Raw genomic sequence first — 22,520 nt, 5'->3', positions numbered from 1 at the left:
CCCTGCATCCGGCAAGACCGCGGCAGCTTTGCGCCTGTATAAAACGAACCGCCCGGCCCCATCTCTGGAGCCGGGCGGCGAAGCATCCGTCATGGAAGGAGGATTATGCCGAGAGATCGAACCGGTCGGCGTTCATCACCTTCACCCAGGCCGCGATGAAGTCGGCGACGAACTTGTCGGCAGCGTCGGACGACGCGTAAACCTCCGACAGCGCCCGCAATTGGGAGTTCGATCCGAACACCAGATCGGTGCGGGTCGCGGTCCATTTCTCCATGTCCGTCTTGCGGCAGGTGCCGACGAACACCTCGTCCCCGCGATCATCGACTTCCTTCCACGCCGTGCCCATGTCGAGCAGGTTGACGAAAAAGTCGTTGGTCAGCTGGCCGGGACGATCCGTCAGCACGCCTTCCTTGCGACCATTGTGATTGGCACCGAGCACGCGCAGCCCGCCGACCAGCACCGTCATCTCCGGCGCGCTCAGCCGCAGAAGCTGGGCGCGGTCGATCATCAGCTCCTCGGTCGGCACGCTGAAGCGCACCTGGAGATAATTGCGGAAGCCGTCTGCCTTGGGCTCCAGCACGGCGAAGCTTTCGACATCGGTCCAGTCCTGCACGGCATCGGTGCGACCGGGCGTGAACGGCACGGTCACTGCGCGCCCGGCTGCCTTGGCGGCCTGCTCGATGCCGACGCTGCCGCCCAGCACGATCAGATCGGCAAGGCTCACCTTCTTCCCGCCCGGTGCCGCCGCATCGAAGTCCGTCTTGATGCCCTCATAGACATTCAGGACACGGGCCAGTTGCGCGGGTTGATTGACCTCCCAGTCCTTCTGCGGCGCAAGGCGGATGCGCGCGCCATTAGCACCGCCGCGATGGTCCGAGCCGCGATAGGTGGAGGCCGAGGCCCAGGCGGTGGTGACCAGCTCGGCCACGGACAGGCCCGATGCCGCGATCTTCTCCTTGAGCGCGGTGACATTGGCGGGGTCGATCGGCGCATGGTCGGCCTTGGGGATCGGGTCCTGCCAGATCAGGTCTTCCGCCGGCACCTCGGGGCCGAGATAGCGCGCCTTCGGCCCCATGTCGCGGTGACACAGCTTGAACCAGGCCCGTGCGAAGCAATCCGCGAAATAGTCCGGATTCGCCCGGAATTTCTCCATGATCACCCGATAGGCGGGGTCCATCTTGAACGCCATGTCCGCTGTGGTCATCATCGTCGGCACATGCTTGGCAGGATTGTGCGCGGCCGGGGCCAGCGTCTCGGGCGGATTGCCGACCGGCTGCCACTGCTTCGCGCCGGCAGGGCTGCGCACCAGCTCATACTCATGGTCGAGCAACATGTCGAAATAGCTCATGTCCCAGCTGATCGGCGTGGGCGTCCACGCGCCTTCGATGCCGCTGGTGATCGTATGATCGCCGATGCCGCTCTCGTGGCTCGACTGCCAGCCTAGGCCCTGCTGCGCGATGTCTGCGCCTTCCGGCTCGGCGCCGATCTTGGAGGCATCGCCCGCGCCATGCGCCTTGCCGAAGGTGTGGCCACCGGCGGTCAGGGCAGCTGTCTCCTCATCGTCCATGCCCATGCGCTTGAACGTCTCGCGAATGTCCCGTGCGGACTGGAGCGGATCGGGATTGCCACCCGGCCCTTCCGGATTGACGTAGATGAGGCCCATCTGGATCGCGGCGAGCGGATCCTCCAGCGCGCGGCCCTCGGCCTCGTCAATGCGGGTGAGATTGCCTTCCTGGCCCACCCACTGCTCCTCGGTGCCCCAGTAGATGTCCTTCTCCGGCTCGAACACGTCGGCCCGGCCGCCGCCGAAGCCAAACACCGGTCCACCCATCGATTCGATCGCGACATTGCCGGCAAGGATCATCAGGTCCGCCCAGCTCAGCTTCGCGCCATATTTCTGCTTGATCGGCCAGAGCAACCGGCGAGCCTTGTCCAGATTGGCATTGTCCGGCCAGCTGTTGAGCGGGGCGAAACGCTGCTGCCCGCTATTGGCGCCACCGCGACCGTCACCGGTGCGATAGGTGCCCGCCGAGTGCCACGCCATGCGGATGAAGAACGGGCCATAATGGCCGTAATCCGCCGGCCACCAGGGCTGGCTGTCCGTCATCAACGCATGAAGGTCGCGTTTGACGGCCTCATAATCCAGCGTCTTGAACGCTGCGGCATAGTCGAAATCGTCCCCCATCGGGTCGGTAGAGAGACCGTTTCGCTGGAGAATTTCGAGCGAGAGCTGGTTGGGCCACCAGTCCCGGTTGGTGCGGCCCAGCAGCGAGCGCATGGCAGCGGAGGCCTTCATCGGGCAACCCGACGGCGAACCAGTTGTTTTCGCGTCCATTTCAATATCCTTCCCGATCAAAATTCATTGAGGGGAGATTATCGAACAGAGGCCACTCAAAACAGCGATTAAACTTCGTTATTGAAAGCTAGATTTTCGATCAAGCATCAGCCCTTGGCGCGATAGCGTGCCTCGGCCTGCGCCATATAGTCCCGCGTGATGGGCAGAGTGTGGCGATTGCGGACGAACTGGAGCTGGTAGATCGTCTGGCTGCCATAGAGGAAGCCGGACGCTGCTGCCGCCAGATAGAAGGTCCACATGCGGAAGAAGCGCTCGTCGTACAGGGCGACGATCTCCGTCTTCGCCGCCAGCGTGCGCTGATACCAATGCTCGAGCGTGTAGTAATAATGCATGCGCAGCACTTCGATGTCGGTCAGCAGCAGGCGGTTGGGCTCGCTGCCTTCCATGATCTCCGACAACGCCGCGGCGTAACCGCCGGGGAAGATATATTTGCGCATGAAGCCATCCGTCGATGACGGGCCATTGAGGCGGCCGATGGTGTGCAGCAGCATCACCCCGTCCGGCTTCAGCAGGTTATGGCAGGTGCGGAAGAACTCGCGATAATGGCGCACGCCGACATGCTCGAACATGCCGACCGAGACGATGCGATCGAACGTGCCGTTCACATCGCGATAATCGATCAGCTCGAACCGGACGCGATCGGCGACGCCCGCCTCCTGCGCCCTGCGCCGCGCGACCTTGAGCTGCTCCTCGGACAAAGTGACGCCGAGCACGTCCACATCCGCCACGCGGTTGAGATACAGGGCCATGCCGCCCCAGCCGCAACCGATATCCAGCACCTGCTGACCGGGCTTCAGATCGAGCTTGGCGGCGATATGCGCCTTCTTGTCGATCTGCGCCTGCTCCAGGCTTACCGCATCGGGGTCGGTAAAGTAGGCGCAGCTATATTGCCGGTCCTTGTCGAGGAACAGCGCGTAGAGCTTGTCCGATAGATCATAGTGATGCGCGACATTGGCCTTGGAGCGACTGCGCTTGTTGTAATTGTCGCGCCAGTGCTTGATCCGCTCTCCCAGCCAGCCGAGCAAGCTCGGCTCATCGAGCGTCTTGCCGCTTTCCAAAGGCGAATTGGCCGCGACCAGCATGATCAGGTTCCAGATGCTGCCCTGCTCGATCATGAGCTTGCCATCCATGAACCCTTCGGCCGCGCCGAGCGCCGGATTGGTGAGGATGGCCCGCGCGGCGGCATCATCGGTGAAGCGGATGGCGACGTCCGGCCAGCCCCTCACGGCTGTTCCCAACACTTCCTGCGACCCATCCGCATAGCGGATGGTCAATGTGCCCTGACTGATGATCTTGCCGAGCAGGCGACCCAATATTCTCATGGCGCGCGTTTATAGCGCGGCGGATCGTTCGGTCACCCCCTTTCACGAAGAGCGGGCGCTTTCCCTGACCGGTCCATCTGCTATTCCGCTGCCTCGGCCCGTCGGAGATGAGACGATCATGACCACCCCCAGCTTCCACAGCTACCGCCCGGCCGATGGCCATGGGCTGGCGCACAATCCGCTGAATGCCATCGTCGCGCCGAGGCCGATCGGGTGGATCGGGACGGTCAGCGCGACCGGCGTGCCCAATCTCGCGCCCTACAGCTTCTTCAATCTCTTCGCCTACAGCCCGCCGATCATCGGCTTCTCATCCAGCGGCGTGAAGGACAGCCTGACAAACGCGCGCGCGACCGGCGTCTTCACCTGGAACCTGGTTGGCCGCTCCCTGGCCGAGGCGATGAACGCCACATCGGCAGAGGTCGCGCCGGACATCGACGAATTCGCGCTCGCGGGGCTTGAACCGCTCGCATCGGTGGAGATCGCGGCACCGCGCGTCGCGGCCAGTCCGGTGCAGTTCGAATGCCGGGTGACAGACATCATGCCGCTGCGTGGCCTTTCCGGCGCGCAAAGCGGCAATGTCATGGTGTTTGGCGAAGTGGTCCACATCCACATCGATCCGGCCTGCCTGCATGACGGCATTTATCGCACCACCGATGCCGTGCCGGTGGCGCGGGGTGGAGGTCCGGCCGACTATTACGAAATCCGGCCCGACACACAGTTCCTGATGAAGCGCCCCGGCTGAACCTCGGCTCAGCCCAGCGCGGCCTGCTTCTCGGCCGCGAGCCGATCAAGCTCGGCGCGGCTCTTCTTCTCACTGGCGGACTTGAGCTGCCCGCAGGCGGCCATGATGTCGCGACCGCGCGGCGTGCGCACCGGCGCGGAAATGCCAGCCTCAAAAACGATGTCCGAGAAGCGCCTGATCCGCTCCGGGGTGGAGCATTCATAAGGCGCGCCGGGCCACGGGTTGAAGGGAATGAGGTTCACCTTGGCCGGCAGACGATATTGGCGGAGCAGACGGACCAGTTCGCGCGCATCCTCATCGCTGTCATTCTTGTCCTTGAGCATCACATATTCGAACGTGATGCGACGGGCATTATTGGCACCGGGATAGTCGGCACAGGCCTGGAGCAGCTCTTCCAGCCCGAACTTGCGGTTGAGCGGCACGATCTCGTCGCGCACCTCCTTGGTGACGGCGTGGAGCGAGACGGCCAGATTGACGCCGATCTCCTCGCCCGCGCGCGCCATCATCGGCACCACGCCGCTGGTGGAGAGCGTGATGCGGCGCTTGGAGAGCGCCAGCCCGTCGCCATCCATCACCACCTTGAGTGCATCGCGGACATGCTCGAAATTGTAGAGCGGTTCGCCCATGCCCATCATCACGATATTGGTGAGCAGGCGCCCGTCCGGGCTGTACTGCGGCGCGTCGTCGTCTTCTTCCTCTTCCACCTCGCCGAAGCCGGCCATGCTGCCCTTTGGCCACTCGCCAAGGGCATCGCGCGCGAGCATCACCTGCCCGACGATCTCGCCCGGCGTCAGATTGCGCACCAGACGCATCGTGCCGGTGTGGCAGAAGCGACAATTGAGCGTGCAGCCGACCTGGCTGGACACGCACAGCGTCCCCCGGTCCGCATCGGGGATGAAGACCATTTCATAATCCTGCGCGTCGTCGGAGCGCAGCAGCCATTTGCGCGTGCCGTCCGAGCTGATCTGCGCTTCCACCACATTGGGCCGCCCGACGATGAAGCGCTCTGCCATCCAGCCCCGCATCGGCTTGGCCAGATCGGTCATGCGGTCGAAATCGGTCTCGCCGCGATGATAGAGCCAGTGGAAGAGCTGCTTGGCGCGCAGCTTCGCCTGCTTCTCATCGAGACCGGCCGCACTCAGCTCAGCCTTGATCTGGGCGCGGGAGAGACCAACGAGATCGACCCGCCCATCCTCGCGCGGCGTGATGGCGCGGGGGACCGGCACAGGATCGACATGGCCGGGGATCGGCATGAGGGGCGTCGCAGTGTGGGGCATGGGGCGCATATAATCGCATGTTGGAGCTTGCGCCAGTGGCGTTCACCAACCCCGATGCCGGCAGACCATCCCCATACGAAACCGGATTTCCCGTCGTTGCGGGAACCCGGCGAGCAAGGAGCCGTTACGCTCTGGTCGTCCGGGCCCCTCTGGCGCTTGCTGGCAAGCGTGATGTCGGACGCCCCATCGCGCCCGAGGCACATCATTCCACGTACGCCATTCGCCGTGGAGTCCTTCGGCGCCTATCGGAGGATTGATCCATGAAGTTCACGGTCCCGCTCCCCCTCGCCGCCCTGGCCTCGCTCGCCTGCGCGACGCCCGCTTTCGCCGCGGACCGTGCCCCGACCCCGGAGGAGGCGAAGGCCATCACTGCCGTGCTGCACGACGCGGGTTTCAAGAGCTGGGACGAGATCGAGTTCGACATCGACGACAATCGCTGGGAGGTCGATGACGCGCGCGATGCGCAGGGCCAGCAGTGGGATCTCCATCTCGCCCCAAAAACCTACGCGATCGTCCGCCGCAAACGAGACTGACGGCGGGCTCCCTAGTTCGCAAAGCGCTTGAAATAGCTGCTGTCCAGCCAGCGCGGGCGTTCCGGCGCGTTGGCGACGCGCTGGGTGAGCGCAATCACATAGTCGGTCAGCTTCACGCCCTCGGCCTTCATGACGGGCTGCAGAAGATCATCCTGGGGAGAATGGTAGATGTTCGCGCGCCACGCGGCCTCCACCGCCTCTTCCGGCGTCCCGAGTTTGAAACCATATTTGGGAAAGAGCGCCGGGATGCCCTGCTTTATGAAGCTATATTGATCCGACCGGATGAACACGTTGCGATCCGGCTTGGGGTCCGGGACGATGGGCAGGCCCATCGCCTCGCTCACCGCCTGCGCATGAGCGCCAAGGGTGCTCTCCTCATAGCCGATGGGCGTGATGCTGGTCAGCGGAAAGATCGGCAGCGGCATATCCAGATTGATGTTCGCCACGATCGATCCGGCCGGCACCGTCGGACGACTGGCGAAATAGCGCGAGCCGAGCAGGCCCTTCTCTTCGGCCGTGACGATGGCGAACAGGATCGAGCGGCGGGTTTTCCTGGGCGCCGCCGCCAGCGCCCTGGCCGCCTCGATCATGCTGGCGACGCCGACGGCATTATCGAACGCCCCGTTATAGATGGCATCGCCATTGACCGGCGCTCCGATGCCATAGCCATCCAAATGCGCCGAAAGGACGACATATTCCGAGGCCAGTGCCGGGTCCGATCCGGGCAGAACCGCGATGATGTTGTTGCTGCTGAGCGGCTTTTGGGTCGCCTTAATCGTCGCGGCAAAACGGGCCGGCAGATCGAAGACGGGCAGCGGCGCGGATGCGTCCGACAGGGCGGACAGCGCCTCGAAGCTCTGCCCCGTGCCCTCGAACAGCAGACCGGCCTTTTCCGGCGAGAGGGTTGCCATCATGAAGGGCACCGAGACATCGCGCAGCGCCGGATCGGCCAGATACATGGAGGAGAGGCTCGCATTGCCGACCTGCCGCTCCCACCGGATCTCGACCTGTTTGGGGGTGGTGAGCGCAATCATGCCCAAGGCACCCCGCTCAGCGAGCAGCTTCGCGCGCGCCGAGCGCGCATCCGACTTCAGCGCGCCCGAAATGTCGGCCGGGCCGCCGGAGAGTACGACCACAACCTTGCCCTTGACGTCGATCCCCGCGAAATCGTCGTGACCGGCCTCAGCTATGGAGAGGCCATAGCCGGCAAAGACGAGCGGCGCGTCGATGCTGGCCGGCATGGGCGTGTTGCCACGGAAGAACAGATCCTGCGGGGTCGCCAGAACCACATCGCCCGACGCGCGCTTGAGCACCGCCGTGCTCGCCGGCTGATCGAAGTGCTGCTCGACCAGATCGACACGCTGAAAATAGCCGTCCGTTCCTGCCGCCCGCGCCCCAAGCTCGCGAAAGGACGCGACGACATAATCGGCCGCGCGATCATAGCCCGGCGTGCCGGCTCCGCGCCCTTCATTGGCATCGCTGGCAAGTTCCTCGACATGGCCCCACCAGGCACTGATCCGCTCAGGGGATGGGTCGGGCAGTTGCGCAGCCAGTGGGGCGGCGATCAGGCAGCCAATGACTGCCCCTAGGGCGTGGCGATAGAACATGAAGCATGGTCTCCCCGGACAATGCGCCGCATGCTGCAATGCAACAAGAGCGCTGTCAACGCGTGGCGGGACCGGGAAAGCAGCGCTTAACGTCGCCGCGCGCAGCCCAGCGCCGCCGCGTCGATGGCGGTGGCGGCACCGCCCAGGGCATAGCGATCGGTAAAGCGCCCGCCGGCCCGCGCCCGCCCGGATATGCTCATCGTCCGGTTGGTGCGCATCGCGGCGATGATTGCCGCATCGCTTGCTGGGTCCGCCGCCCAGACATCCGCTTCGGACCCAACCAGCGCGAACTGCCTGCCGCCGAGGGACAGAACCGCGTGCGTATCCTTGGCCAGCTGATGGCTGAGGCGAATATTCACCTGCCCGCGCAGCCCGGCGCGGGGCCAGTAGCCAATGGCGGCGAACGGGCGCCAGGGCGATGCTTCCCAGCCCCCGGCCATCGGCTGGGCCATGGCAAAGCAGCGCTGGGCGTTCGGATCCCGGAACGCGCCCCAGCCCTCGAACACGCCGAGCACATCCCGCGCCCGCGCGCTCCCGGCCGCGGCAAGCGCGGCGCCGATCAGCAGCAGAGCGAGCGCGCGGACAGGGCGGGTGAGCGTCATGCCGCCGGACAAAGCGTAACGCGCCCGCGAACACAAGACGGCGCCGGGTGGACACGCGCTTTTTTCTCGGGGCGACTTGCCCCATGCGGCAATTTCGATAAGGAATGAGGCTCCAAGAGCGGACTCCTTCGCTCCGACTCCATCAACCGGATAAGAAACGGACACCAGAGGGATGAAGGCCACCATCGAACGTGCGACGCTCCTGAAGAGCCTCGGCCATGTCCAGTCGGTCGTGGAGCGGCGCAACACGATCCCGATTCTCTCGAACGTGCTGATCGACGCGACCGGCGACGGCGCCATCAAGCTGATGGCCACCGACCTCGATCTGCAGATCGTCGAGAATGTGCAGGCGCAGGTGGAAACGCCGGGCGCCACCACGGTCTCGGCCCACACGCTGTTCGACATCGCGCGCAAGCTGCCCGAGGGCAGCCAGGTCCGCCTGGAAGCTGCCGAGGGCAAGATGCTGGTGCAGGCCGGGCGTGCCCGCTTCAACCTGCAGACGCTGCCGCGCGACGACTTCCCGATAATCGCGGAAGGCGCGCTGCCCACCAGCTTCGAGCTGCCGGCCGCCTCGCTCATCCAGATCATCGACAAGACGCGCTTTGCCATCTCCACCGAGGAGACGCGCTATTATCTGAACGGCATCTTCCTGCACGTCGCGGAAGACCCCGCCCCGGTGCTGAAGGCCGCCGCGACCGATGGCCACCGCCTCGCCCGCGTGACGGTCGTGCGCCCCGATGGCGCCGAGGGCATGCCGGACATCATCATTCCGCGCAAATGCATCGCCGAGCTGCGCAAGCTGCTCGACGAAGTGGATGGCAGCGTGCGCATCGACCTCTCGCCCACCAAGATCCGCTTCGACCTTGGCAATGCGGTGCTGACCAGCAAGCTGATCGACGGCACCTTCCCGGATTACAGCCGCGTGATCCCGACCGGCAACGACAAGCTGCTCAAGATCGATCCGCGCAGCTTCGAGGAAGGCGTGGACCGCGTCGCGACCATCGCCACCGAGAAGACCCGCGCCGTGAAGATGGCGCTGGAGAAGGACAAGATCACCCTCTCCGTCACCAGCCCGGAAAACGGCACTGCCGCCGAGGAAGTGCCCGGCGACTACAGCGCCGCGCCCATCGAGATCGGCTTCAACGCGCGCTATCTGCTCGACATTCTCGGGCAGGTCGAAGGCGACTCGGTGGAGGTCCACCTCGCCGACGCCGCCGCGCCGACGCTCATCCGCGAGAATGAGAAGGCGCCGGCGCTTTACGTGCTGATGCCGATGCGGGTCTGATCCCGCGCACCAGGCTTATTTGGGATTGCCCAGCACCGAGAGGGCCGCGACCGACAGGCTGCGTATGGCCGTTGGGATGGCGCTTTCGGCGTCCGGCAGGAAGTAGGGCGAGTGGTTTGTTGGGAGCGGCTCGCCGCGCTTGGCATAATCCGCGATGACTGACGGCAGATAGCCGCCGACACCCAGATAGACCGAGCGCATGCCGCTGGCTGACACCAGTTCCGAATAATCCTCGCTGGCCGAGCCGCCCGGCGCGCTGGCCGGGATCAGCGCAATGTCGTCCCACCCCGCCGTGCGCAGGGCAGCTGCGGTTTTTGCAGCGAGATCATCGTCATTGATGACCGATGCCGCGCCCCTGCTGTGATCGATCACCGGTTCGGGCGCCTGCGACATGGTCGCGACGGAGAGTGCCGTGCGCTTCACGCCCTCGACCAGCTGCTCGCGAACCTCCGGCGAGAAGGAACGCAACGTCAGGGCCAGCGATGCCGTGTCCGGGATGATATTGGCCGCCGAGCCCGCCTGAAACGCGCCGACCGTCACGACCCCGAACTCAAACGGATCCTTCTGCCGGCTGATCACGGTTTGCACATCCATCACGAAGCGCGCACCCATCACGATGGGATCGATGGTGCGGCTCGGCATCGAGCCGTGACCACCCTTGCCCTTGAAAGTGATCCGGATGGTGTCCGAATTGCTGGTAAAGGCGCCTTGCTTGACCACGATCCGCCCGACGGGATCATTGCCGACATGGGCCGCAAAGCCGTAATCGGGCTTGGGGAAGCGCGTGAACAGGCCGTCCTCGACCATCTTGCGCGCGCCCTGCCCGCTTTCCTCGCCCGGCTGCGCGACGAACAGCATCGTCCCGCGCCACTGGCCCCGCATGGCGAGCATCGCTTTCGCCGTGCCGACCCACCAGGCCATGTGCAGATCATGGCCGCAGCTATGCGCGACGAATGTGGTCTTGCCTTGATACTGCGCCTCACGGGTGCTCGAGAAGGGCGACTGGCTCAGCTCCTTCATCGGCAGGGCATCCATGTCCGCACGGATCAGCACCACCGGCCCCTCGCCATTGCGCAACACGGCGACGACGCCGGTCCCGCCAACCTTTTCTGTAACCTCCAGCCCCAGCTTGCGCATTTCCTGCGCCAGCCGCGCGGCCGTGCGGGTTTCCGCCAGGCTTAGCTCGGGATTGGCGTGCAGATCGCGGTAGAGCGCAATCAGGTCCGGCGTGCTCTGCTTGATGGATTGCTCGATGGCACCGGTCGCCCGCGCATCCACGGTGGCTGCCATGGCCGGACTGGCCAGCGCCGACATGGCAAGGAGCAGCGCGAGAGGGGATTTGAGCATGGCATCTCTCCGGTAAGCAGGAGGCTGGGTGGCACGAACCGGGCCGGAGCATAGACATGGGCTTGGACGAGGTGAAGTTGAAAGTTATGCAGAAGATGCATACTAGTGCGGCCGCAGCGGACGGGATGCGCTGATCGGAAAGGACCATGACCATGCAAGAGAGTGCCCACGGCAGCAATGGAATGGTTACCGCGCCCCACCATCTGGCCAGCGAAGCCGGCCTGTCCATCCTGCGGGACGGCGGCACGGCGATCGAGGCCGCGATTGCCACCGCCGCCTGCCTCGCCGCGGTCTATCCGCACATGACGGGAATCGGCGGGGATGGTTTCTGGCTGATCCACGAGCCGGACGGCCGGGTCTGGGCCATCGACGCCTGCGGGCGCAGTCCTCGGGCGCTAGGCGATGCCTATGCCGGCCTGTCGGCCATTCCCTGGCGCGGGCCGCTCGCCGCCAATACCGTGGCGGGCACGGTCTCCGGATGGGATCTGGCGCGGTCCTCGCTGCCCTCTCCGCTCCCCCTGAACCGCCTGCTCGCGGACGCCATTGCCCATGCCGAACAGGGCGTGGCGGTGACCGCCGGCGGCGCCGAACTGGCCGCGAGCAAATCGGACGAGGTGACAAGCGTGCCGGGCGCCTATCGCACGATCTTCGAGCCGGAGGGCCGCCCGCTCCGCGAGGGCGACACGCTGCGCCAGCCGCAACTGGCCGCGACGCTGAGAATGCTGGCCGAGGATGGGCTGGACAGCTTCTATCGCGGCGCGCTGGCCGAGCGGATCGCCGATGATCTCGCGCGGCTGGGTAGCCCGGTGACGGCGCAGGATCTGGCAGCCCACCGCGCGACCTCGCCCGCCGCGCTTTCCGTGCGGCTGCGCGACGCTATGCTCTACAACACCGCCCCACCGACGCAGGGCCTCGCGTCGCTGCTGATCCTGGCGCTGTTCGACCGCCTGCCAGCAGAACAGGCCGAAAGCTTCGCGCATTTGCACGGACTGGTGGAGGCGACCAAGCAGGCCTTTCTGGTCCGCGATGCGCATGTCGGCGACCCGGCCTTCATGGAGATCGATCCGCAGGCTCTGCTCGATGACGCGACCAGTCTGGACCGGATGGCGCAGGCGATCGATCCGGCGCGCGCCATGCCCTGGCCGCGCCCCTCGGCCCTCGGAGATACCTGCTGGTTCGCCGCCGCCGATGCCCGCGGGCAGGTGGTGAGCTGCATCCAGAGCACCTATTTCGAGTTCGGCTCTGGCCTCGTGCTGCCGCAGAGCGGCATCACATGGCAGAATCGCGGCTGCTCTTTCCGTCTTGCAGACGAGGGGTGGAATGCCCTCAAGCCCGGCCGCAAGCCGTTCCACACCTTGAATCCCGCGCTGGCGCATTTCGATGACGGCCGGGTGATGGCCTATGGCACCATGGGTGGCGAAGGCCAGCCGCAGACGCAGGCCGCTTTGTTCAGCCGCTACGCCCGTTTCGGCGTGCCCTTGCAGCAGGCGATCTCCGCCCCGCGCTGGCTGCTCGGCCGGACATGGGGGGAAGAGAGCACATCACTCAAGCTGGAGGATCGCTTCGACCCGGCGCTTTATGCGCAGCTTCGCGCGGCGGGGCATGAGGTGGAGCTGGTCGCACCGATGACGGCGATGATGGGCCATGCCGGCGCCATCGTCCGCCATGCCGATGGGCAGCTGGAAGGCGCGAGCGATCCGCGCAGCGACGGCAAGGCGGCGGGCTTCTGAAGTCAGTCCGCGCGGGGGCGTGCCGTCAGTGGCCGCTTCCCTGCAGCGAGACATGGGCGGAGACGATGCGCCATCCCTCCGACAGCCGCGCCCAGCTCTGGCTCTGGCGGCCGATGACCTCGCCGCCGATCCGCTGGAACTCGACATTGGCGGTCGCGAAATCATCGCCGAAGGTGGTGATCTCCATGCGCCGGATGGTCCGAGGCGGCGAGCCGCCCGCTCGCGCCTTGCGGAAGGCGAGGATCTCCTCGATCCCGTACAGGCATTCGCCAACCCCATAACGCACCGCGCGGTCCGACTGCCAGAACATGCCATCCAGCATGGCGATGTCATTGTCTCCCAGCGCGCGTTCGTATGCATCCACAAGCGCGGTCACCTCCGCGAGGACGGCGGGCTTGTTGATCTCCATCACGCGCGCGCCTGCCCGCTCGCCGCGTCCATGCCGGCGACGAGGGCCGCCGAATCGGTCACGAAACCAAAGCATTGTTTCACATTGTAGAGCGTCGCCTCGGCGCAGAAGGCCGGCGAGGTGGTCGCCGCGCAATCGGTGAGCAGCACGCAGTCATAGCCCAGGCAATTCGCGTCGATCAGCGTCGCCAGCACGCACTGGTCGCTGTTCACGCCCGCAAACAGCACCGTATCGACCCGCAGATTGCGCAGGATGCTGTCCAGCGGCGTGTCCCAGAAGCCGGACATGCGATATTTGGAGACGCACACGTCCTGCGGGGCGATCGGCAGTTCGTCGACCACGGCCGCCGCCCAGCTCCCTTCTTCCAGAACCGGCGCCCCGTTCGCCAGCGGATCGCCAAGGCCGGTGCCGGTGCCATCCGGCTTGTAGACATGGAGGACCGAGGGGCTGAGGTTCATCCGGTCCGGCCGGTTGCCCCAATTGAGCCAGATGACGGGCACGTCCTCTGCGCGCAGACGCGGCAGCAGCGCCTGCAACGGCGCGATGGGCGAGCGCGCGGCGGAAATATCCACGCCAATCGAGGCCAGCCAGCCATCGGGGTGGCAGAAGTCGTTCTGCATATCCACCACGACAATCGCCGTGCGCGCCAGATCGATCTGCAGATTCTGCGGCGCGGCTTCGCAGGCGACAACGCGGCGCGGCTGGTCGCCCTGCGCGAGAATGGCCTCCTGCGCATTCACCTGCCACGCGCGGCGCGGCGAGCTGCCGAGGCGATGATAGGAGGCTGTCTGGTCCGGCATCATGCGTCTCCTGAGAGAAGAGCGATATCGCTGGCATCGAGATCGACCGGCACGCCAGAGCGGATGAGGTCGGAGAAGCCTTCATCGGGTGTCATGACAGTGAGCGTGTAGAGTTTGCCCGGCCCGGTATTCTCGATGACATGCAGGCCGCCGGGCGGCAGCAGCATGGCGCTGCCCCGGCTGAGCGACACGCTGGCTCCATCGCAGGTCGCCCGCCCTTCCCCTTCCAGCACGTAGAAGAACTCGAAGGCGGCCTTGTGGCTGTTCGGCGGGGTCTTGCCGCCGGGCTCGAAAATCTCGACCACGCACACATGTTCGAAGCCGGGCACGGCCTTGTCATGCAGGATGACGAAATAGTTGGTGTCGGTCGGCGCGATGCGGAACGCCTGCAGTTCGGTCGCACGGGAGAGATAGACGGCGGGATTCATGCGCGGGACTCCGGCAAGGGGTAGCGGCTGACATCGGCAAGCAGACGCGCGAGGCCGCGCCCGGCATGGTCGAGGCATTGGGCGCCATGATCGGCATTGGCGAGGCTGGCATTGCCGATCGCCCCGTCCGGATTGATGTCCTGCGTCATCCAGCCCATGCCCACCGCGCCTTCGAGCCGAAGCTCATCATAATCGCGCGCAATCGCCGGGCCGGTAGAGGGGAAATCGGCCATCAGCTCGCGCTTCACCTGATCGGGACGCAGGTGGAGCATCATCGAGCTTTCCACCGCGCCGGCATGAATGCCGTGATGCAGCTCGTCCTCGCTGAACAGGCCCTCCGGCACGCCAAAGCCATAGGTGCTCGCGGAGACGGCGAGAGCGCCGTGACGCACGCGCAGCTCGCGCACCAGAATCTCGACAAGCTGGGGCTGGCCACCGTGCGAGTTCAGCACCACGATCTTGCGGAAACCGGCGCGCAGGACGGACTCGGCGATATCGATCCAGTAGCGCAGCAGCGTCTCGGCCCCCACCGTCAGCGTGCCGGGGAAGGCCATATGCTCATTGCTCTTGCCGATGGCGAGCATCGGCAGCGCGACGACGCGCACGCCGTCCGCCAAGTGACGCGCTGCGGCCGCGACGACACCCGCATTGATGTCGGCATCGACAGAGACCGGCAGATGCGGCCCGTGCTGCTCGATGGCAGCGACCGGCATGAGGGCAATATCGCGCGCGGCATCCACGGACTGGAAGTCGCGCGTCGTCATATCCTGCCAATATTCAAGCATTGCCTTTATCCCTCAAAACCGCAGGAACGCGCTGGCCGCCATCGCGCCCACCGCTGCGTTTCTGCCCTATTTCGGCGACCCAATCTACGACCCGCACGCGCAAATCCGAGATTCCCCTCTTCTCTTAGTAAGCAGTTTATGTATAACTAATGCTCGACCGAGCGCAAGGATGATTGCGATCCGCCCCGGCGCCGCGCAGGATTGAAACGGAATCGAAGCCTATGAACTTGAATGGTCTGATCGCCGCACTGAAGGGGCCGAAGGTCATCACCGATGCCGCAGCGGTGCGCCGGATGAGCCGGGACTATTATTGGTACAGCCCCATCCTCAAGCGCCAGCTCGCCGATGTGACCGGCGACGTGCTGCTGGAAGCGCGGTCCGAAGCCGACATTCAGGAAATCGCCGCCGCCTGCCACGCCCATGACGTGCCATTGACGGTGCGCGGCGGCGGCACTGGCAATTACGGCCAGGCCATGCCGATAAGGGGCGGCGCCCTGCTCGACATGCGCGCGATGGACCAGCTCCTGTGGGTGAAGGATGGCGTGTGCCGCGTGCAGGCCGGCAAGCGCCTCATCACGCTCGATCAGGAACTGGCCGAGCATGGCTATGAAATGCGGCTGCACCCCTCCACTCGCACCGTCGCGACCGTCGGCGGGTTCATTGCCGGCGGATCGGGCGGCGTCGGCTCGATCAACTGGGGAATGCTGCGGGAGACCGGCAACATCCTCGGCGCCCGGCTCGTGACGCTGGAAGCCGAACCGCGCGTGCTGGAACTGCGCGGCGCGGACATTGCCAAGTTCAACCACAGCTATGGCGTGACCGGCATCATCACGGAACTGGAATTGCCGCTCGCCAATGCGCAATTGTGGATCGACGCGGTCGTCACGTTCGACGATCTGCTGAGCGCGGCCCGCTTCGGCAAGGCGTTCGCCGAAAGTCCGGGCCTGGTGAAGAAGCAGTGCGGGGTGATGGCCCCACCGATTGCCCACACTTATCTGCGCCCGATCGCGCAATATGTCGGTGCCGATGAAGCCTGCGCGCTCGTGATGGTCGCCAGCCAGTCCTGGGAAGGGTTCGAGACGCTCGTCGCCGCTTATGGCGGACGCATCGCGCACGATAGCCGCACCGCGCCTGCCACGGGCAAGCGCGTGCCGCTCTACGAACTGTGCTGGAACCATACGACGCTGCAGGCGCTCAAGGTCGACCCGACGCTGACCTATTTGCAAACGCTGCTGCCGGCCCAGAATTGCGTGGAACTGGCGGACGAACTCCAGCGCCATTTCGGCGAGGAGGTGATGTTCCACCTCGAGTTCACCCGCAGCGGCCCGGCCGTAAGCTGTTCGGCCATCCAGATGGTGCGCTTCACCACCGAGGAGCGACTGAACGAGATCATGGCCTATCATGAGCAGCGCGGCTGCCGTCAGTTCAACCCGCATGTCTACACCATCGAGGAAGGCGGCATGAAGCAGGTCAACCATGTCCAGTTGGCCTTCAAGCGGGCAGTCGACCCCAAGGGCCTGCTCAACCCCGGCAAGATGCTGGCCTGGGACAATCAAGACGCGCTCGCGGAAATCTGAAAGAAGGAAGGTTGCATGGTTTCGGTTGCGAATAATGAACTGATGACGCGTGTTGGCCCCGGTACGCCGATGGGCACCGTCATGCGCCAATATTGGATTCCGGCCTGCGCCTCGTCAGAGATCGCCGCAGACGGCGCGCCGCTGCGCCTGATGCTGCTCGGAGAGAAGCTGCTGGCCTTCCGCGATAGCGAGGGCCGGGTCGGCGTGATGGACCATCGCTGCCCGCACCGCTGCGCCTCGCTCTTCTTCGGGCGGAACGAAAAGGGCGGCATTCGCTGCGTGTACCATGGCTGGAAGTTCGACGTGAACGGCAAGTGCCTGGACATGCCGAACGTCTCCGAAGCCGACGCCGCCAAATTCCAGCCGCGTGTCCACGCCAAGGTGTATCGCACCGCCGAGCGCGCCGGCGTGGTGTGGGTGTATATGGGCGAGCGCGAAACGCCGCCGCCCCTCCCCTGCATCGAAGCCACGATGCTGCCGGATGCCGAGCTGCGCGTGACGCTCACCCAGCGCGAGTGCAACTGGCTGCAGGCGCTGGAAGGTGACATCGACACCAGCCACTTCGGCTTCCTGCATGTCGGCAGCGTGGCCGATGAGGACGTCGACGCGACCAATATGCACAGCGTCGCGGTGACCAAGCGCGCGCCTGACTTCAAGGTGACGGATACTGACTGGGGCACGATGGCTGGCGCCTATCGCCCCTCTGCCGATGGCGAGGGCCTCTACTGGCGCATCTGCCAGTATATCTTCCCCTTCTGGGCGCTGTTTCCGGACGGCACCTTCTCGGACAATGTGACGGCCAATGCCTGGGTGCCGATGGACGACAGCCACACGATGGTCTTCAACTTCGCCTGGGTGCAGCGCACCCAGCCGCTTCGCACCACGGTGGATGGCAACACCATCGCGGGCCTGGAATTCCGCCACAATTTCCTGCCCAACAGCAGCGACTGGTTCGGCCGCTGGAAGCTCGCCCAGAATGCCGAGAATGATTATGAGGTGGATCGTACCGCGCAGAATGAGGTGAGCTTCACCGGCGTGACCGGCATCACCCTGCAGGACCAGTATATCACCGAGAGCATGGGCGACATCGTGGACCGCTCCAACGAGCATCTCGTCACCAGCGACCTGATGATCATGCAGACCCGCAAGCGCATCATCAAGGCAGCCCGCGCGCTGCAGGATGCCGGCACGGTGCCGCCAGGCGTGGACGATCCCGAGATCGTCAACGGCGCACGCGGTGGCGCCTATAATGCGCCGGCCGATGCCGACTGGATGGAAGAATATCAGGCCCAGCTCGCCGCGGCCATCGGCCCGGCGCGGGGATAATCGAACATCGGAAAACAGGCGGCGCTCAGGTCTGGCTGAGCGCCGCGTCCAGCAGGTTGCGCATGAGCATGGCGCGGGTCATCGGCCCCACCGATCCGTGGCGCGGCGTCACCCAGCCGGCCATCTGCGCGACATCCTCGGCAATGTCCGACACCATCTGCCCATCCACATAGCTAATCCCGACTCCGACGACGCAGGCGCCGGGTCGCACCATGTCGGCACGCACAAGATCGGGCTGGCCGGCTGCGGCGATGATCACGTCGCTCTCGCGCAGCACAGGCGTCAGATCCGCCATGCCGCGATGAAGCACGGTGACGACCGCATCGACATCCCTGTCGGCCAGCATCATGGCGAGCGGCCGACCGACCAGCAGCCCGCGCCCGATGATTGCGACGCGGCGCCCGGCCAGCGGCACATCATATTCACGCAGCAGAGCGAGGATCGCGCTTGGCGTGCAGGGCCGCAACGCAGGTTGACCGGCCAACATCCGCCCCAGATTGAGAGGGTGGAGGCCATCCACATCCTTGTCCGGGCCGATCGCCTCGATCACCGCGCCGGCATCAATGTGCGCAGGGAGCGGCAGTTGCACGATCAGGCCATGACAGGCAGCATCCCGGTTGAGAATGTCGATCAGCGCCAGCAGGTCGGCCTGCGAAATGCTGGCCGGGAGATCGATCTGGCGGGACGCAAAGCCAAGCGCCTCGCAATCCTGATGCTTGCGCGAGACGTAGGCCCGGCTCGCCTCATCATCGCCGACGAGCACCGTGACGAGGCAAGGCCGATGCCCCGCCCGCACGAATGCGCTCTCGTCCGCCCGCGCCTTAATCCGCGCGCGCCATGCTGCCGCAGTGGCATCGCCATCGAGAATCACGGGCATCAGCGCAGGCCGACCGTGGGATCGATGAAGCGGTTGGTCACCACATCCTGCGGCTTCACATTCGGCTTGGCGCGAATGTCGAGATAGGGCTTGAGCCGGGAGAGGAGCACATTGCTGCGGGTCATGTCGAAATTGCCCAAAGTCTTGTCCGGCCCGTTGCCGACGATGCCGCGCGAGAGCGAAACGGCAGAGGCCGCCGCCAACAACTCGCGCGAGGTCTTCCACCAGGGCGCCGCGAAGCCGCCCTCGTTGAACCGGTAGATGACGTCGTTCACCTCGCTCGGCGCGCGGATATAATCCACCTGCGCGCGCTGCAGCAGCGGCACCAGCCCCTTGAGGCACGGCGCCAGCTCATTCATCCGGTTTGTCGCGACCGAAACCATACCGGGATAAAGCGGATAGCCCATGTCCGAGAGCAGCAGAAAATCGACCGGCTTGTTCCAGCGCTTGCCATGGGCGAACTGATAGCCCTCGCTGGTGATGCTGCCCTGATTGAGCCAGCGCCCGCGATTCAGGACGAAGGTTTCGGCGTCGCCATTATAGCCCTCCTGCACCGCATCCTTGGGCAGGCCGTTATTGATGAGATAGCGCCCGAATGTGCGCCGGGTTGTAGAGAGGTAGATCTTGCCTTTCCCCGACTGCGCGAACGCCCGCAGGTCGGCCACCGACCGGAAGCCGCGCGGATAGGTCGCGCGGTCCCAGAACAGACCCATGGGCGATTTCTCGAGCATTGCCACCACGCCCGTAGCCGGGAAGCGGCGGGAGAAGATGAAGGCATTATCCTGATCGACCAGCGCCAGATGCGGACGCAGGCCCGCGCGGCTATTGCCCATGTAGAGCGCGGAAAACGGCGTCTCGGCATCGCCAAGGCCAATGCCCTTGCCGCCCACCAGGATCAGCAGGTCGATGCCGGTTGCACCAAGCGGGCCTTGGTAGCGCCCCTGGCTCATCTTGCCGCCGCCGCCGATCAGCTGGAACAGCCCGCCATGCTCGGCCTGCGGCAACCAGTCGAGCTGCACGACGACCGGATTGGGGCAGACCTTGGCCAACGGTGTGCGGTAATGCTCCCGGGCGAAGGCGCCCTGCGCGACCGGCGCAGCCTGCGCGCCCGCACCGAGCAAGGCCAGCGCGGCCAACACGGCATGACGTGCCCGCCGCATCATCCCTTCGCCCCGGCCGAATCGTGCCAGTGAGAGAAGAGCCGGTCGCCAAGCCAGCCGAAGAACAGGTAGACGCCGATCGACATCACTGCCGAGACGATGAGCGCGGCGTACATCTGCTCGTAGAGGAAATCGATCTTCGAGTTCACCAGCATCTGGCCTAGCCCGCCATCGCCCGAGACGAAGAACAGTTCGGAGACGATGGCGCCGATCACCGCGAGGCTGGCTGCAATGCGAATGCCGGCAAAGAGCGACGGCAGCGCGGACGGGATGCCCGCCTTGAGCAACGTCGTGCCCCAGCCCGCGCCTTCCAGCCGGAACAGCTCGGCAATGCCCTTGTCGAGGCTCTTGAGGCCGAGAAGCAGCGTGGTGGGAATGGCGAAGAAGGTGAACAAGGCGACGATCAGCACCTTGGGCAGGAAGCCGAAGCCGAGCAGGGACTGGATAAGCGGGATGATCGCCAGCACCGGGATCGACTGCAGCACCACCAGATAGGGTGCGACGGCCCGCTCGATCCAGAAGGAGCGGAACATGAGGACGCCGAGCAGCATCCCGCCCGGAATCGACACGGCCAGACCGGTGAGCGCAATCTGCGCCGTCACGCCGGCGGCACGCAGCAGTTCCGCGCGCACGGCGGCCGAAGCAAAGGCGCCTTCCCAGATCTCGCTGGGGCCGGGCATCAGGAACTGGCGATACTCCTCAAGACCGGCGCGCGCATAAGCGTAGCAGGCCGCGAGCAGGAGGCCGAGCAGCAGCGGGGGCAGCAGTCGCGCGACCCAGCGTGCAGCGGGACTGGCCTTTGTGCGGGCAGCGCGGGGCGGAAAATAGGTCGCTTTGGTCATTTCACACCTCCCGATGCATCCCGCAGCGCCGCCGAGAGCGTGCCGCACAATTCCGCGAATTGCGGCGAGAAGCGCACCGCGTCATCTCGCGGAAACGGGAACGGGATGTCGTAGGCGCCGACAATGCGGCCCGGTCGCGCAGACATGACGATGACACGGGACGACATGAACACGGCCTCCGACACGGAGTGCGTCACGAACATCGCCGCGAACTGCTGGCGCAGTTGAAGGGTCTGCACTTCATCGTTCAGCCGCTCGCGGGTGATCTCGTCCAGCGCGCCGAAGGGCTCGTCGAACATGAACAGCGTGGGATCGAGGGTCAGGGCGCGGGCCAGCGACACGCGCATCTTCATGCCCCCCGAAAGGTGCTTGGGATATTGCTCCTCGAAGCCGCTCAGGCCGACCAGCGCGATCTTCTCCTGCGCCACCCGGCGCCGCTCCTCCCGCCCGACGCCGCGCAATTCCAGCAGCAGCTCGACATTGCGGCGCACCGTGCGCCAGGGCAGCAGCGTCGCATCCTGAAAGGTGAAGGCGATGTGGGAGCGATCCGCATGGAGCGCGCCGTCAGTATAGTCGATCAGGCCGGCGGCGATGCGCAGCAAGGTGGACTTGCCGCAGCCCGAGGGCCCCAAAATGCTGATGAATTCGCCGGGGCGGATATCGAGATTAATGCCCCGCAGGGCCTCGACACCGGTCCCGAACGTCAAAGAGACATCTTGGAAGGAAACGATCGGCGCGGCGGCATCGGCCGCGCCCTGATTCGGGTCAACGCGGCGATCGCCCATGGTCAGAAAGCCAGCATTTCTTTGCGGACCTTCGCCAGGAATTTGGCCGCGCGCGCTTCCGTCATGTTATTGATCCCATAGAGGGCGAGGTAATCCACCTTCACCTTCTTGTTGCACACAACGCGCAGGAAGCGCGTGGCATTCGAGCGCGGCGGATCGAACAGGTAGAGTGCGCGAAGCCGGTCCACGCCATAGGTCGTCACGCTGGTCAGCTTGCGGATGTTGGCGAGGCCCGGCGTCAGCTTGCCGTCCATCATCTTGAACGAGACATCGGGCAGGAACACCCGATCGAAATAGCCCTTGAGCATGGCGGGCCAGCCGAAATTCCAGACCGGATGGCAGAGCACCACGGCATCGGCCGCCTGCAGCCGATCGACATAGGGCTTGATCCGGCGCTGGTTGATCGTGACGTCATGATAGATCGTCCGGTCTTCCTCATTGAGGATCGGATCGAAATTCTCCGCATAGAGATCCAGATCATCGACCTCGTGCCCCGCCTCGATGAGGCTGGAGACAACCGTGTTGTGAATGTCGACCGCGAGGCCCGTCTTCAGCGGATAGGCATATATGACATGAACTTTCATGCCGATAGTTATACATAAACTGCTTACTAAGACAAGACTGACACTTGGCCGCTCTGCTATTTTTCAGTGTTATGATTCAATGACTTATCTGTTCATACCGCTGAGACATGCGCCGGCACTAAGACGGAAATACACCGACAGCGCCG

General features: G+C 65.0%; 21 protein-coding genes. 6 read left to right on the top strand and 15 right to left on the bottom strand.

What is annotated here, in order from left to right; all coding sequences use genetic code 11:
* Positions 1-103: 103 nt before the first annotated feature.
* Positions 104-2,335 carry a catalase/peroxidase HPI gene (katG, locus tag M2332_RS14205; RefSeq protein ID WP_264574569.1) on the bottom strand — a complete coding sequence of 744 codons (2,232 nt, stop codon included), beginning with the start codon at positions 2,333-2,335 and terminating at the stop codon, positions 104-106.
* 107 nt (positions 2,336-2,442) lie between these two features.
* Entirely contained in the window at positions 2,443-3,678 is a 1,236-nt protein-coding gene (locus M2332_RS14200) for an SAM-dependent methyltransferase (RefSeq protein WP_264574568.1), read from the bottom strand.
* 118 nt (positions 3,679-3,796) lie between these two features.
* Between M2332_RS14200 and M2332_RS14195 the strand changes: the two genes are divergently transcribed.
* A complete protein-coding gene (locus M2332_RS14195; RefSeq protein ID WP_181558839.1) occupies positions 3,797-4,420 on the top strand; it encodes a flavin reductase family protein in 624 nt (207 codons plus the stop codon).
* 8 nt (positions 4,421-4,428) lie between these two features.
* On the opposite strand, the gene rlmN is transcribed toward M2332_RS14195, so the two are convergent.
* Complete coding sequence (rlmN, locus tag M2332_RS14190) at positions 4,429-5,697, bottom strand: 23S rRNA (adenine(2503)-C(2))-methyltransferase RlmN (protein WP_264574567.1); 1,269 nt, start codon at positions 5,695-5,697, stop codon at positions 4,429-4,431.
* A 260-nt stretch (positions 5,698-5,957) separates the two neighbouring features.
* On the opposite strand from rlmN, the gene M2332_RS14185 reads away from it, so the two are divergent.
* Positions 5,958-6,230: a PepSY domain-containing protein gene (locus M2332_RS14185; protein ID WP_264574566.1), complete on the top strand. Its 273-nt coding sequence runs from the start codon at positions 5,958-5,960 to the stop codon at positions 6,228-6,230.
* 11 nt (positions 6,231-6,241) lie between these two features.
* On the opposite strand, the gene M2332_RS14180 is transcribed toward M2332_RS14185, so the two are convergent.
* Positions 6,242-7,837 carry a M28 family metallopeptidase gene (locus tag M2332_RS14180; RefSeq protein WP_264574565.1) on the bottom strand — a complete coding sequence of 532 codons (1,596 nt, stop codon included), beginning with the start codon at positions 7,835-7,837 and terminating at the stop codon, positions 6,242-6,244.
* Positions 7,838-7,923: 86 nt separating this feature from the next.
* Positions 7,924-8,439, bottom strand: a complete 516-nt coding sequence (locus M2332_RS14175) for a hypothetical protein (protein ID WP_264574564.1) — start codon at positions 8,437-8,439, stop codon at positions 7,924-7,926.
* Positions 8,440-8,611: 172 nt separating this feature from the next.
* Here M2332_RS14175 and dnaN point away from each other — a divergent pair, with 172 nt between their 5' ends.
* Positions 8,612-9,724: a DNA polymerase III subunit beta gene (dnaN, locus tag M2332_RS14170; RefSeq protein WP_181558834.1), complete on the top strand. Its 1,113-nt coding sequence runs from the start codon at positions 8,612-8,614 to the stop codon at positions 9,722-9,724.
* Between the two features lie 15 nt (positions 9,725-9,739).
* Here dnaN and M2332_RS14165 read toward each other — a convergent pair whose 3' ends face one another.
* Entirely contained in the window at positions 9,740-11,071 is a 1,332-nt protein-coding gene (locus M2332_RS14165; RefSeq protein WP_264574563.1) for an amidohydrolase, read from the bottom strand.
* A gap of 152 nt (positions 11,072-11,223) precedes the next feature.
* On the opposite strand from M2332_RS14165, the gene M2332_RS14160 reads away from it, so the two are divergent.
* On the top strand, positions 11,224-12,801 hold the full coding sequence (locus M2332_RS14160; RefSeq protein WP_264574562.1) for a gamma-glutamyltransferase family protein: 1,578 nt from the start codon (positions 11,224-11,226) through the stop codon (positions 12,799-12,801).
* Between the two features lie 25 nt (positions 12,802-12,826).
* Here the strand turns inward: M2332_RS14160 and hpxZ are convergent, their stop codons facing one another.
* The 4 genes from hpxZ to M2332_RS14140 are packed head-to-tail and all read right to left on the bottom strand — an operon-like array spanning position 12,827 to position 15,223.
* A complete protein-coding gene (gene hpxZ, locus M2332_RS14155) occupies positions 12,827-13,210 on the bottom strand; it encodes an oxalurate catabolism protein HpxZ (protein WP_264574561.1) in 384 nt (127 codons plus the stop codon).
* Positions 13,210-14,010, bottom strand: a complete 801-nt coding sequence (locus tag M2332_RS14150) for a cysteine hydrolase family protein (RefSeq protein ID WP_264574560.1) — start codon at positions 14,008-14,010, stop codon at positions 13,210-13,212. The genes hpxZ and M2332_RS14150 overlap by 1 nt, the downstream gene beginning before the upstream one ends.
* Complete coding sequence (locus tag M2332_RS14145; RefSeq protein WP_264574559.1) at positions 14,010-14,438, bottom strand: cupin domain-containing protein; 429 nt, start codon at positions 14,436-14,438, stop codon at positions 14,010-14,012. The genes M2332_RS14150 and M2332_RS14145 overlap by 1 nt, the downstream gene beginning before the upstream one ends.
* Positions 14,435-15,223: a creatininase family protein gene (locus tag M2332_RS14140; RefSeq protein WP_264574558.1), complete on the bottom strand. Its 789-nt coding sequence runs from the start codon at positions 15,221-15,223 to the stop codon at positions 14,435-14,437. The genes M2332_RS14145 and M2332_RS14140 overlap by 4 nt, the downstream gene beginning before the upstream one ends.
* Positions 15,224-15,444: 221 nt before the next feature.
* On the opposite strand from M2332_RS14140, the gene M2332_RS14135 reads away from it, so the two are divergent.
* Entirely contained in the window at positions 15,445-16,800 is a 1,356-nt protein-coding gene (locus tag M2332_RS14135; protein ID WP_264574557.1) for an FAD-binding oxidoreductase, read from the top strand.
* A 15-nt stretch (positions 16,801-16,815) separates the two neighbouring features.
* Positions 16,816-18,126 carry a Rieske 2Fe-2S domain-containing protein gene (locus M2332_RS14130; protein ID WP_264574556.1) on the top strand — a complete coding sequence of 437 codons (1,311 nt, stop codon included), beginning with the start codon at positions 16,816-16,818 and terminating at the stop codon, positions 18,124-18,126.
* Between the two features lie 25 nt (positions 18,127-18,151).
* On the opposite strand, the gene M2332_RS14125 is transcribed toward M2332_RS14130, so the two are convergent.
* The 5 genes from M2332_RS14125 to M2332_RS14105 are packed head-to-tail and all read right to left on the bottom strand — an operon-like array spanning position 18,152 to position 22,374.
* Entirely contained in the window at positions 18,152-19,003 is an 852-nt protein-coding gene (locus M2332_RS14125; RefSeq protein ID WP_264574555.1) for a bifunctional 5,10-methylenetetrahydrofolate dehydrogenase/5,10-methenyltetrahydrofolate cyclohydrolase, read from the bottom strand.
* The gene (locus M2332_RS14120; RefSeq protein ID WP_264574554.1) at positions 19,003-20,166 is read right to left on the bottom strand and encodes a hypothetical protein; all 1,164 of its coding nucleotides are present in this window, start codon (positions 20,164-20,166) and stop codon (positions 19,003-19,005) included. The genes M2332_RS14125 and M2332_RS14120 overlap by 1 nt, the downstream gene beginning before the upstream one ends.
* Positions 20,163-21,005 carry an ABC transporter permease gene (locus tag M2332_RS14115; protein WP_264574553.1) on the bottom strand — a complete coding sequence of 281 codons (843 nt, stop codon included), beginning with the start codon at positions 21,003-21,005 and terminating at the stop codon, positions 20,163-20,165. The genes M2332_RS14120 and M2332_RS14115 overlap by 4 nt, the downstream gene beginning before the upstream one ends.
* On the bottom strand, positions 21,002-21,790 hold the full coding sequence (locus M2332_RS14110) for an ABC transporter ATP-binding protein (RefSeq protein ID WP_264574552.1): 789 nt from the start codon (positions 21,788-21,790) through the stop codon (positions 21,002-21,004). Before M2332_RS14110 ends, M2332_RS14115 begins: the two co-directional genes overlap by 4 nt.
* 2 nt (positions 21,791-21,792) lie before the next feature.
* Positions 21,793-22,374 (bottom strand): NAD(P)H-dependent oxidoreductase, encoded by a 582-nt coding sequence (locus M2332_RS14105; protein WP_264574551.1) that lies wholly within the window; start codon positions 22,372-22,374, stop codon positions 21,793-21,795.
* Positions 22,375-22,520: the final 146 nt, after the last annotated feature.

Source organism: Sphingobium sp. B11D3A (genome assembly GCF_025961695.1).
Taxonomy (GTDB): Bacteria; Pseudomonadota; Alphaproteobacteria; order Sphingomonadales; family Sphingomonadaceae; genus Sphingobium.
Note: the sequence above shows the minus strand (reverse complement) of the source record. Positions and strands in the feature narration are given on the sequence as shown.